The sequence below is a fragment of the Flavobacterium macrobrachii genome (genome assembly GCF_014486675.1).
GTDB classification, from domain to species: domain Bacteria; phylum Bacteroidota; class Bacteroidia; order Flavobacteriales; family Flavobacteriaceae; genus Flavobacterium; species Flavobacterium macrobrachii.
This window is the reverse complement of the sequence record NZ_JACTAC010000034.1, coordinates 20,655-33,965: the sequence shown is the minus strand read 5'-3', so window position 1 is coordinate 33,965 and position 13,311 is coordinate 20,655. Positions and strand designations below refer to the sequence as shown.

The following is a 13,311-nucleotide window of genomic DNA, read 5'->3' as shown; positions in this document are numbered from 1 at the left end:
GCCGAGCGCAGTCGAGGTAACTCTTTCCGAGAAAGAAAAAAAGTTGCGCGAAAAAAAGAAAGACGAAATACCAACAATCGAAAACGTCAAATTCTATTTCCAAGAAAACAACTTCCCAGAACTCGAAGCCCAAAAATTCTTCAACTATTTCTCAAGCATCGGTTGGCTAGTCGGCGGCAAAACACACATGGTCGATTGGCAAGCCGCAGCACAAAACTGGATATTAAACGCACCAAAATTCATCACAAATGCAGAACCTAACCGCCCAAAACAACTCAACACCAAAATCGATAAAGACTATTCCGAACCATTGTAGTAACTCATTTGTCACACTGAGCTTGTCGAAGTGAATTGTTGATTTTAAAAAATCTGTGTAAATCCGTTTAATCCGCGTCATCTGTGTTCCCAAACCTTCGCTTTAGCGAACAAAAAAATTACAAATGAATGAAAACATAAAAACCCACTACAACTATCAAGAAATAATCATGTGGATAGAGCAAAAAGGCATCGAGCTATACGGAACCCATTTCAAAATACTAGAAACCGATTATCCAATCATCTACAAATTAATCGCGTATTTTCTCAAAGATGAGGTAACCTGTTTTCAATACAACATAAACCTCAACAAAGGAATTCTACTTTCTGGACCAATCGGCTGTGGCAAAACCTCAATAATGAACATCATGAAATACCTAACACCAACCGAACACAAATTTTTCGTAAAACCATGCCGAGATATAAGCTTCGAATTCATTCAAGACGGCTACCAAATCATACACAAATACAGCAAAGGAAAACTATACGAATACGAACCAAAAACAATATGCTTCGACGATTTAGGTACAGAAAGCAATCTAAAATATTACGGCAACGAATGCAATGTAATGGCAGAAATACTATTAAGCAGATACGATGTGTATATCGCAAAACGAATACAAACCCACATCACAACAAACCTATCCGCATCCGAAATAGAAACCCAATACGGCAACCGTGTACGAAGCCGAATGCGTCAAATGCTCAATCTTATTGCTTATGATAAAACAACCTCCGATAAGAGGTAAAACAACTAATTTATAACTAGAACAACCAACTATGAAATCTATCTCAAAGCAAAGCGTCTTCAAAATTCTATTAAAATCTATACTTCTATGTGTCTAAAAAAATAAAGTAGTAACACAATCAAAATAAACCTTAGCGAACCTTGCGACAACTTTGCGACTTTGCGGTAAAAAAAAACTTAAAACCTAATAATCATGAAAAACATAACCCTTTTCTGGAACTGGATCCAGTACAACGAACAAACCCTAAGAAACCTACAAAACGAAAAACCAAAAATCCAAAAGCTCTTTCTTTTCTGGCTCGACAAAAGCCTACATTACTATTCCGAAGGATTAGATTGCATACTAGTATTTCCAAAAAGAAACAACAAAACAATACAACTCATAATTTCAGCAAACGGTAATCCCGATTATTTTGAAGCAGTCACAAATTTGGTAGATAATGCACCAAAACTCAATCATTGGAACTTTATAGCTTTCATACAACCATCAGAAAATATCGAGAAAATGGAAGCCGGATTAGACAAACCGTATGTATTCAAAGACATTAATCTAAAAGCCAGTGAAATAAAATTTGAACCTTTACAATACGAAAATTGCAAAAAAATAGACATGATTGTGTACTTAAAAAACTACACCGTTCATTGCAATAATAAAAACCTTCTAGAAGTGGTCTATGTAATTATTCAAGACATCATTGGCGAAAAAGCACTTTCTGAAAATATCAATTTTGTCGAATTAGAACAAATGCCAAGTGAAGAAAACATTGAGTTAATTTATCTGTATGATTTGCAGTATTACTTGGATGACATTAACAGTAAAAAAATATAAATAAAATAATTAATCCATTTGTTTTGAATTATATATTAATAAAATTAATACTTTTACACTCGTGAAACTCTTAAACTACATATTATCAATCTATCTGGTAGCACTTTCTTGTTTACCATGTGCAGACATGGAAGTAAACAGTGCAGCTCACAAAGTTGTTGAGATTTCAGCTAATCATGATGAAAAGTCCCACAATCACGATAAAGAAAACGATTTGTGTTCGCCTTTTTGCAGTTGTAATTGCTGTGGTTCACAAATAGTAAGCTATTTTAAAATGTTGAACTACAATTTTACAGTAGTTTCAAAGACTATTACAACCCAATTACCATCTTACGCTTCACAATTTACTTCCAATTTCTACGGAAGTATCTGGCAACCACCTCAAATAGTATAACGATGCCCGAGTAATTTCGGGTTAGAAAGTTGTGACCTTTTCACAAATAATAGCAAAAGTAGTTTTGCTAATTTTCTAATTCATTATAATATTTTCAATGTTAGACAAAATCATACAGTTCAGTATAAAGAACAAGTTTATAATACTTTTATTTACTTTGGTTCTAATAGCTTTTGGTAGCTACTCTATAAAACAATTACCGCTTGATGCGTTACCTGATGTAACCAACAATCAAGTACAAATAATAACTACTGCACCAACTTTAGCAAGTCAGGAAGTAGAACAATTAATCACTTATCCATTAGAACAATCTGTAAAGACAATTCCAAAAGTTATTGAATTACGAAGTATTTCTCGTTTCGGACTTTCGGTAGTTACCGTAGTTTTTAAAGACGATGTCGATATCTATTGGGCAAGAGAGCAAATTTTCCAACGTTTAAAGCAAGCCGAAGAAAATATACCAGCTTATGCAGGTACACCAGAGTTAGGTCCAATTTCAACAGGTCTTGGGGAAATTTACCAATACGATGTCTTTGCCAAAAAAGGGTATGAAGATAAATACGACGCCATCAAGTTAAGAACCATTCAGGATTGGATTATTGTTCCTCAGCTTCAAGGTGTTGAAGGCGTTGCCGAAGTGAGTACTTGGGGTGGGAAATTGAAACAATATGAAATCGCAGTAAACCCAAATACGCTTAACAGTCTTGGAGTAACCATTACTGAAATTTTTGAAGCACTCGAAAAAAACAATCAAAATACAGGAGGAGCTTACATCGAAAAAGACCAATATGCCTATTTCATCCGCGGTGTCGGTATGGCAACAGGAAATAAAGATTTAGAAAAAGTTGTCATTAAAAACAGAAACGGGGCACCGGTTTTAGTCAGGGATGTGGCAACCGTTAGAGAAGGCATTGCATTGCGTTATGGAGCTTCCACAAAAGATGGTAAAGGGGAAATCGTTTGTGGTATGGCATTGATGCTAAAAGGTGAAAATTCAAAAGCGGTAAACGAAAGAGTAAAAGAGAAAATGGAGCAAATCAATAAAACACTTCCCGAAGGTGTTGTTGCTGAAGCTTTTATTGATAGAGGAAAATTAGTTGATAATGCAATCGGAACAGTTACTAAAAACCTACTCGAAGGCGCATTAATAGTAATTTTTGTCTTGATTTTATTTCTTGGTAATCTTCGTGCAGGTTTAATAGTTGCTTCTGTAATTCCATTATCTATGCTTTTTGCGGTAATTCTAATGAATTATTTTGGCGTAAGTGGTAACTTAATGAGTTTAGGAGCAATCGACTTCGGAATTATTGTCGATGGTGCTGTAATCATTGTTGAAGCCACAATGCACCATTTGCAAAAACTCAAACGACAAAATAATTTAACCCAAACTGAAATGGACAGTGAAGTATATAAATCAGCTTCTAAAATCCGTAACAGTGCAGCTTTTGGAGAAATCATAATCTTAATTGTATACCTACCAATTTTAGCATTAGTTGGTACTGAAGGTAAAATGTTCAAACCTATGGCAATGACGGTAGGCTTTGCAGTAATCGCAGCATTTGTTTTATCACTGACGTATGTTCCAATGATGAGTGCAATGTTTTTATCCAAGAACACAGAGCATAAGCCAAACTTTAGCGATAGAATGATGGCATGGTTCGAGAAAATATATGCACCATTTTTAGAAAAAGCATTACGATTAAAAAAAACAGTTTTGGCTATTTCATTAGGGTTGTTTGCTTTGGCACTTATAACTTTTCAAAATATGGGAGGCGAATTTATTCCAACCATTGAAGAAGGTGATTTAGCCATTAATGTTACCATTATGACCGGAAGCTCATTAACACAAATGGTAGAAACAACTACTAAATATGAGAAAATCCTAAAAGCAAAATTCCCTGAAATAAAAACCATTGTAACAAAAATCGGAAGTGGAGAAATTCCAACCGATCCAATGCCAATTGAGAGTGGCGATTTTATTATTGTACTGAAAGACAAAAGCGAATGGACTTCTGCATATAATTGGGAAGATTTAGCCAATTTGATGAAAGAAGAAATGGAAGTTATTCCAGGAGCGAATATCGAAATATCACAGCCTATTCAAATGCGCTTTAACGAGTTAATGACAGGAAGCCGAAGCGATATAGCCATTAAGATTTTTGGTGATGATTTAGAGATTTTAGATACAAAAGCCAAAGAATTGATTTCAAAAGTTAGTAAAATTGAAGGTGTTGGTGACTTAAAAGCTGATAAAGTTGTAGGTCTGCCGCAAATCACAGTCAAATACGATTACAATAAAATAGCCTTATACGGTTTGAATATTGTCGATATCAATCAAATAATTCGTTCCTCATTTGCCGGAGAAAGCGCCGGTAAAATCTATGAAGAGAGCAAACGATTTGATGTAGTGGTTCGTATGAATGAGGCTAATAGAAGTGATATAACCGATGTGAGTAATTTATTTATTCCATTGCCAAACGGTCAACAAGTACCCCTTTCCCAAGTAGCAACCATCAGTTACGAACAAGGGCCTGTACAAGTATCTCGTCAAGATGGAAAGCGAAGAATTACAGTTGGTCTAAATGTTCGTGGTCGTGATATAAAAAGTGTTGTTGAGGAAATTCAACAAAAGTTAGACACCAATTTCAAACTTCCAGCAGGATATTATGTTACGTATGGTGGACAATTTGAAAATCTAGTGGAAGCCAATAAACGCCTTTCGGTAGCTTTACCAATTGCTTTAGGACTTATTTTGGTTTTATTGTTTTTTACCTTCAACAGTATGAAGCAATCATTACTGATTTTCACAGCCATTCCATTATCAGCAATTGGTGGTGTTTTTGCTCTATGGTTACGCGGAATGCCGTTTAGTATTTCGGCAGGAATTGGTTTTATTGCTTTATTCGGAATTGCTGTTTTAAACGGAATTGTGCTAATATCTTATTTTAACCAACTTAAAACGGAAGGAATAACCGACCCAATGCAACGTGTCTTAATCGGAACAAAAACAAGATTGCGACCAGTATTAATGACTGCTGCGGTAGCTTCACTTGGGTTTTTACCAATGGCATTGTCAACAAGTGGCGGAGCCGAAGTTCAAAAACCATTAGCAACTGTAGTAATTGGCGGATTGGTTTCGGCTACATTACTAACCTTAATCGTTTTACCAATTTTGTATTTACTCTTTGAAAAGGGAATTAAAAGAAGAAAAAAAATGTCAAATCCAATTGTAACACTAATAGTTTTATTAATAAGTAGCTTTTCATTTGCTCAAAATAGCCAAACCATAACGCTAGAAAAAGCCATTGAAAAAGCAAAAGCAAATAACATCGATTTAAAAATTGCCGACAAGGAAATTGAAAAACAAACCGTCCTCAAAAAAACTGCATTTCAAGTAGATCCTTTGCAAGTACAATACCAAGGCGGACAATTCAACAATGTTGATTACGACCATAATGTTTCCATTCAACAGTACTTTCCTATTGGTAAAATCACAAAAGCCAATAGACAATTACAAGAAGAATTAGCAAAATTGGCTGAAAAGCGAAAAGCATTAACCGAATATGAAATCGAAAAAGCGGTAACACTTGCGTATTATCAATATTTATACGGTGTTTCCATTCAAAAACTGAATACTGAATTGTTCGACATTTATTCCAAATTCCTAAAAAATGCAGAGCTTCGTTTTCAAACAGGCGAAAGTGGTAATATTGAAGTCATAAGTGCCAAAGCTAAAGTAAAGGAAATCGAAACCCAAAAAGCACAATTAGAATATGATTTGGTTGTATATCAAAAGCAATTACAATACTTCATTCAAACCGATGAAAATATAATTCCAGATGCTACAACGCCACTGAAATATGCAAACCCAACTGATGTGAATAATGCTAAAGTGGAAGGATTGGTAAACGACTATTACACACAGCAAATTACAGTCTATCAAAAAGAAGCTAATACATTCAAAGCAATGCGTACACCGAGGCTAGGATTAGGTTATTTCGGGCAAACCATTGAAACAAAATCGTATTTTCAAGGATTTACTGCTGGTGTACAAATTCCTTTATTTGGTGGAGCAAATACCGCTAAAGCGAAAGCTTCGCAGATAAGTATTTCGCAATCGCAATTAGAATTGGATAAAAGCAAACTGACTTTAAAACTACAAAAAGAGGAACTACAAAACGAGTTTGAAAAGCAGAAAAAAGCAGTGGCGTATTATCAAAACGAAGGATTGCAATACGCAGAGCAAATTATTACAACAGCACAAAAAAGTTATGCCAATGGCGACATGAGTTATTGGACTTACATCAGTTTTTTAAACCAAGCCATTGATATTAAAAAGCAAAACGCAGAAGCTGTTAATACCTATAATCAAAGTGCTATTCAATTGCAATTTCCATCTTTCAACAATAATTAATATTCAATAATATGAAAAATATAAAATCAAAATCGAAGTTTTTCTTAATACTTAATACTCTTGTCTTAATACTTTTTACTTCTTGCGGCGAAAAGAAAACCGAAGAAACACACGAAGAAGAAAAATCGGAAACCGAAGTAGCACTAACAGAAGCGCAATTCAAAACCATTGGTATAGAAACAGGAACTATCGTAATGAAAAACCTCAATACGGTAATCAAAGCAAACGGATATACTGCTGTTCCACCTCAGAATATGGCAAATATATCAACCTTAATTGGTGGTGTCGTAAAAGATATTTATGTGTTAGAAGGCACTTATGTGGTAAAAGGGAAAACATTAGCAACCATCCAAAACCTTGAAGTAACCGAAATGCAAGAAGATTACAATTCGGCTATTGCAAACATTGAATACCTACAATTAGAATACAACCGCCAAAAAACATTGAGCGATGAAAATGTAAATCCTCGTAAAACGTTTCAAGAAGTTAAGTCAAAATTAGCAGTTGAAAAAGCAAAAGCACAAGCAGCAAAAAATAAACTACAAGCGTTGAATGTTAGTTTAAAAGGCAGCACTTCTTTAATTCCGATTGTTTCGCCGATAAGTGGTTATGTGGGTAAAATTAGCATCACCAAAGGAGCGTTTGCAGAAACCGGAGTTACTCTTTTTGAAGTAGTCGATAACAGCCAAATGCACTTAGATTTGAATGTGTTTGAAAAAGATTTAGGTAAAATTTCCGTTGGTCAAGAAGTCGATTTTGTACTTACCAATCAATCCAATAAATCAATAAAAGGAAAAATATTCGGTATCAATAAATCATTTTCTAACGAAAGTAAAACCGTTGCAGTTCACGCCAAAATCAATCCAAGCGATGCTAAAGATTTAATTTCCGGAATGTATGTAGCGGCTAATATCAACATTACTAATCAAACAGTTCAAGCTTTGCCAAAAGATGCTATTGTTAGAAATGGAGACAAATATTACATTTACATTCAAGAAGAACACCAAGAAGAAACTCCAAAAGTAAAAGAAGAAGAACACAATCACAAAGAGGGCGAAGCACATAATGAGCACGCTGAAGGCGAAGAGGAAGAACACAACGAAATTCACTTTAAAGCCATCGAAGTAATACCAGGAACAACCGATTTAGGATATACTGAAATAAAATTAGTTGAAGAAATTCCTGCCAATGCAAAAATAGTAATTAAAGGAGCTTTCTACTTGCTGGCAACATCAAAAGGTGGTGGCGAACACGAACATTAATAAATAATAATTTAAAATAAATAACATGAAAAATTCAATTTTAAAATCAATCGCTTTTTTAGCAATAGTATTTTTTTCAACAAATCTAGTTTCAGCACAAAAAACAACTCAAAAAGCAGTCATAAAAACATTTTTACATTGTGATCATTGTAAAGAATGTGAAACTTGTGGGCAAAAATTCCAAAAAGAAATGCTTAAAATAAAAGGAATAAAAATGTATGAGTTAGATGATAAAGCGATGACTTTTACTATTTATTACAATTCAAAGAAAACTACTTTACAAGTAATTAAAGAAGGTATCTCTAAATTAGGATATGATGCAGATGAAGTAAAAGCAGATCCAAAAGCGTATGAAAGTTTAGATGGTTGTTGTAAAGCTTAGTCATGAAATTTAATACGATAATGCCAAATAAGCTAATTCCTTTTTATCAAAAAGAGTTAGAATTAGTTAAGGATAATTTACAACTAAATGATTTTCAAAATGCTTGGCATCATTTGGAACGTGCACATATAATAGCTCAAAAATATCCATGCGAGCATACATTTGTACATTGGAAAATGTTACAATTTGGTATTAAGATTAAAAGTACAAATGAGGTAATTGGTCAAATACCAAGATTATTGATAGGTGGTGTAAAATCATTTGTTGGACATATTCCTGTTGGTAATACTGGTGGTGCAAACGTGCCACCTTTAAAACCAATGGAAATTCCGAAAGACATACAAAAAATAATAAATTCAAATTCTTAATAATTGAATTATGAAACATCAACACAAATACGATGCACAAGGAAAACAACTTTGTTGCACATTAGAAGAAAAAATAAATAAAAAACCCGATAATCATTCTGATGATGACGGACACGACCACAACCATTCCAACGAAGAAAAGTCAACGTTTCAAATGTTCCTACCAGCAATCATAAGTTTTGTTTTGTTAATGGTTGCCATTGGTTTCGATAATTACTTTCCACAATCGTGGTTTACAGGTTGGGTACGAATTATATGGTATGTTGTTGCTTATGCACCAGTTGGTTTTCCTGTAATCAAAGAAGCTTTTGTTGCTATAAAGAAAGGAGAGATATTTTCAGAATTTTTGTTAATGAGTATTGCAACTATTGGAGCATTTGCCATCGCAGAATTTCCAGAGGGTGTTGCCGTGATGCTGTTTTATGCTGTTGGCGAAGTCTTTCAAACACTTGCAGTTCAACGAGCCAAAGCAAATATAAAAGCGTTACTCGACCAACGACCAGATGAAGTTACTATTTTAGAAAACAATGTAGCCAAAACAATCAAAGCAGCAACCGCTAAAATTGGCGATATTATCCAACTCAAAGCAGGAGAAAAATTAGGTTTAGATGGCGAATTACTTTCCGATACAGCTTCATTCAATACAGCAGCACTTACCGGAGAAAGCAAACCCGATACCAAAGCAAAAGGAGAAGCCGTTTTAGCAGGAATGATAAACTTAAATTCGGTTTGTCAAGTCAAAGTGACAACAGCTTATTCCGATAGCAAACTGTCTAAAATACTCGAAATGGTGCAAGATGCAACAGCAAAAAAAGCACCAACTGAATTATTCATACGCAAATTTGCCAAGATTTACACACCAATTGTGGTGCTTTTAGCCATCTTAATTTGTGTAGTTCCAATTCTTTTTGTAGATAATTATATTTTTAGAGATTGGCTGTATCGTGCCTTGGTTTTCTTGGTTATTTCGTGTCCTTGTGCTTTAGTTATTAGTATTCCGTTAGGATATTTTGGCGGAATTGGAGCTGCTTCCAAGAACGGAATTTTATTCAAAGGAAGTAATTTCCTCGATGTAATGGCTTCCATTCAAAACGTCGTAATGGACAAAACAGGCACAATGACCGAAGGTGTTTTCAAAGTGCAAGAAGTCGTTTTTAATTCCGATTTTAATCAAACCGAAATACTGCAATTGGTCAATGCCTTAGAAAGTCAAAGTACACATCCGGTTGCAACAGCCATTCATCAATATGTTGGAAAAATTGATAGTACCATTATTTTAAAAGACGTAGAAGAAATTTCAGGACACGGACTTAAAGCCATAGTAAACGGAAATGAATTATTGGTTGGAAATTTCAAACTAATGGATAAATTTTCTATTTCGTATGATATTGATCCAACCAGTATCGTTTATACCTTAATTGCTGTAGCTTACGATAAAAAATTCGTAGGTTATCTAACTATTGCCGACAGCATTAAAGAAGATGCACAAATCACAATAGATAAACTAAAAGCACTAGGTATAAAAACCATAATGTTAAGTGGCGATAAAAATACCGTAGTGCAGTTTGTAGCAAAATCACTCGGAATTACAAATGCTTTTGGAGATTTACTTCCCGAAGACAAAGTGAATAAAGTTAAAGAAATCATTGCTAAAAATGAAACGGTAGCATTTGTCGGCGATGGTGTAAACGATGCACCAGTAGTAGCGTTAAGTAACGTAGGAATAGCAATGGGTGGTTTAGGAAGTGATGCCACAATCGAAACTGCCGATGTAGTTATTCAAGATGACATGCCTTCAAAAATTCCAATGGCTATCAATATTGGCAAACAAACCAAGAAAATTGTTTGGCAAAATATTATTTTAGCATTTGCTGTAAAAACAATAGTTTTAGTACTTGGTGCAGGTGGTTTAGCCACAATGTGGGAAGCCGTTTTTGCCGATGTAGGAGTAGCTTTGTTAGCTATTTTAAACGCAGTTAGAATTCAGAGAATGAGATTTTAACATCAATTTTAACATAATGCAATAATTTTTAGCTAAATTTGTACTGTTTTAATAGATATATGAACAAATACCACATGATACTTGTAGTTTTATTAGGCATGTTCCTCATCCCTAATACTGCTATGGCTTGTGGTAAAGGTTCAGAAAAGAGTTCGTGCAAAAAAGAAATTTCATCCAATAACGCAGAAAAAAAGAGTTGCTGCGGTGATGAAAATTCAAAAGATAAAGACCACAAAGGATGTAAAGGCAATTGCGGTCACTCAAAATGTGGTTGTTCTTCAACGTGTCCAACTTCTTCAGTAAGCTTTTTATCTGAAATTAATTTTAAAAATTACATGTTTAGCTATTCTTCAATCGAGAAAGTTAAATTTTCATACACAACACCATCAATCTCTGATGGGTTTTATTTCATTTGGCTAATTCCTAAAATAAGCTAAATCCAAATTTTGACAGCCATAAGTGTGTCAAATTCATAGCGTTTTGCTATCCAATTCACAACAGTTTTAGAAACATTTTACTACACCATTTTCATGTTGCAGTATCATTTATCTTATAGCTGTAATTATCTCAAATTTATTTTATCAATCAATCAAGGTAAATTACTTTGATTACTAATTCCTTATTTAAAATGAAAAATTCATTTTTAAAAATAATGGTAGCAGCTGTAATGTTGCTATCTACTGCTATCAATGCACAAATAAAAAATTCAAAAACCGAAACAGTTAAAGTTTATGGAAACTGCGGTATGTGCGAAACCAAAATCGAAAAAGCAGGAACGATTAAAAAAATCGCCTCTGTAGATTGGAATAAAGATACTCAAATGGCTACGCTAACTTACGATGCAAAAAAGACAAACCAAGACGAAATATTAAAAAGAATTGCACTTGTTGGGTACGATAGTGATAAATTTCTCGCTCCAGATGATGTCTATAATAATCTTCACGGTTGTTGTCAATATGATAGAGTGGCAAAAGTTCCTGTAAAAGAAGAAACCGCTACTGCTAGCAACGAAAGCCATTCTAATCACAATAATAATTCAGATACTAAAACAGTAATTCAAAATGAAAATCAGTTAAAATCAGTATTTGATACTTATTTTTTATTGAAAGATGCTTTAATCACCTCTGACGGAACCAAAACAGCTTTAGCTTCAAAAGAACTTTTGGCAGCTGTAAACAATGTCAAAATGGACAAACTCGAAATGGACGTGCACATGGTTTGGATGAAAGTTGTAAATCTTATTAAAGAAGATGCAACTCATATCTCAGATACAAAAGATGTAAAACACCAGCGCGATCATTTCACTACACTATCCAAAGATATTTATACACTAATTAAGGTTTCCAAATACGAAACGGCTGTTTACTATCAATTTTGTCCAATGTACAGCGATGGTAAAGGTGCCAATTGGTTGAGTAAAGAAAATGCAATCAAAAATCCGTATTACGGTTCTATGATGTTAAGTTGTGGTAAAACGGTAGAAACTATTAAATAATTAAAAAAAAACTATAAATGAAAAATGTATCAATAATAGCTTCATTCGTTGGAGCAATACTATTCACTTCTTGTAACAATAATGATGACAATATGGATATGCCATTAAATATTGATTATCCAGCTGCATACATAGTAAATGGCGAGGATGCAACGGTTTCAGTAGTCAAATTAAGTACTAATGAAGTAACTGGAACAATCGCGTTAATGGGAACAGGTTCTGATATGATAATGTGGCCACATCATATTTCGTCACATCAAAACCATTTAGCCATCGGAGTACCTGGTATGGATTTAAGTGCTGGTCATTCGGGTTTAAATACTTCTGGAATGAATGGAAAATTGTTAATTGTAGATGCTTTGAATGGTTCAATTGTAAAAAACATTACCCTCCCTTTAATGAACCATAATACTATTTATTCTCCCAATGGAAATGAAATTTGGGTACCTCAAATGGATATGAACGGAAAAGTTTTGGTTTACAACGCTTCAACAAATGCTCTAATTAATACAATCAATGTGGGGATGATGCCAGCTGAACTAACATTCTCTTCTGATGGGACAAAAGCGTATGTAGCAAATGGCGACGATGATAGTATAACTGTGATAAACACAGAAACAAAAGCAATAATCACAACTATTACTGTTGGTGATAATCCGGTTGGTGCTTGGACAGGAAGCAATGCCAAAATGTATGTAGACAATGAAGACGGACAAACTATTTCTGTGATTGATGTTGCTACAAATTCTGTAGATGAAACAATTACATTGGGTTTCATGCCGGGAATAGCATCATATAACGGTCCTAAAAATGAATTATGGGTTTCAGATCCAATGGCTGGAAAAGTACATTATTGGACTTGGGATGCAGGAATGAATATGTGGATGCACGGAAGTTCATTTAATACTGGTGCTGGTGCTCATGCAATTGCATTCACAACAGATGGTAACACAGCATATATAACAAACCAAACTGCAAATACTGTTTCTGTTGTTAATACGACTACTCATACTGTAACTAAAACGATTAACGTTGGGAAAAAACCAAACGGAATAGTTATAAAAATGTAATACTTCAAAGACTGAGCCCAATGGTATCGTTG

Annotated in this window: 11 protein-coding genes and 1 pseudogene; all 12 read left to right on the top strand. The window is 34.2% G+C overall.

All coding sequences use genetic code 11. The features are described 5' to 3' along the window. Positions 1-316: pseudogene (locus IAI56_RS09060) on the top strand (transcriptional regulator); the annotation flags it as partial. Positions 317-440: 124 nt separating this feature from the next. Next, positions 441-1,064: a P-loop NTPase family protein gene (locus tag IAI56_RS09055; RefSeq protein ID WP_187657562.1), complete on the top strand. Its 624-nt coding sequence runs from the start codon at positions 441-443 to the stop codon at positions 1,062-1,064. Between the two features lie 192 nt (positions 1,065-1,256). Then, positions 1,257-1,892 (top strand): hypothetical protein, encoded by a 636-nt coding sequence (locus IAI56_RS09050; protein WP_169522842.1) that lies wholly within the window; start codon positions 1,257-1,259, stop codon positions 1,890-1,892. Positions 1,893-1,953: 61 nt separating this feature from the next. Further along, the gene (locus tag IAI56_RS09045) at positions 1,954-2,286 is read left to right on the top strand and encodes a DUF6660 family protein (protein ID WP_169522844.1); all 333 of its coding nucleotides are present in this window, start codon (positions 1,954-1,956) and stop codon (positions 2,284-2,286) included. A gap of 97 nt (positions 2,287-2,383) precedes the next feature. Next, positions 2,384-6,700 carry a CusA/CzcA family heavy metal efflux RND transporter gene (locus IAI56_RS09040; protein ID WP_169522846.1) on the top strand — a complete coding sequence of 1,439 codons (4,317 nt, stop codon included), beginning with the start codon at positions 2,384-2,386 and terminating at the stop codon, positions 6,698-6,700. 11 nt (positions 6,701-6,711) lie between these two features. Next, positions 6,712-7,962, top strand: coding sequence for an efflux RND transporter periplasmic adaptor subunit (locus tag IAI56_RS09035; protein ID WP_169522847.1), 1,251 nt, complete (start codon positions 6,712-6,714; stop codon positions 7,960-7,962). Between the two features lie 25 nt (positions 7,963-7,987). Continuing rightward, positions 7,988-8,344: a cation transporter gene (locus IAI56_RS09030; protein WP_187657561.1), complete on the top strand. Its 357-nt coding sequence runs from the start codon at positions 7,988-7,990 to the stop codon at positions 8,342-8,344. Between the two features lie 2 nt (positions 8,345-8,346). Beyond that, the gene (locus IAI56_RS09025) at positions 8,347-8,712 is read left to right on the top strand and encodes a DUF3703 domain-containing protein (protein WP_073364524.1); all 366 of its coding nucleotides are present in this window, start codon (positions 8,347-8,349) and stop codon (positions 8,710-8,712) included. Between the two features lie 10 nt (positions 8,713-8,722). Beyond that, positions 8,723-10,714 carry a heavy metal translocating P-type ATPase gene (locus IAI56_RS09020; protein ID WP_187657560.1) on the top strand — a complete coding sequence of 664 codons (1,992 nt, stop codon included), beginning with the start codon at positions 8,723-8,725 and terminating at the stop codon, positions 10,712-10,714. 74 nt (positions 10,715-10,788) lie between these two features. Continuing rightward, entirely contained in the window at positions 10,789-11,151 is a 363-nt protein-coding gene (locus IAI56_RS09015) for a hypothetical protein (protein WP_169522850.1), read from the top strand. Between the two features lie 191 nt (positions 11,152-11,342). Continuing rightward, a complete protein-coding gene (locus tag IAI56_RS09010; protein ID WP_187657559.1) occupies positions 11,343-12,209 on the top strand; it encodes a DUF3347 domain-containing protein in 867 nt (288 codons plus the stop codon). A gap of 17 nt (positions 12,210-12,226) precedes the next feature. Beyond that, entirely contained in the window at positions 12,227-13,279 is a 1,053-nt protein-coding gene (locus IAI56_RS09005; protein ID WP_187657558.1) for a YncE family protein, read from the top strand. The last annotated feature ends 32 nt before the right edge of the window (positions 13,280-13,311 follow it).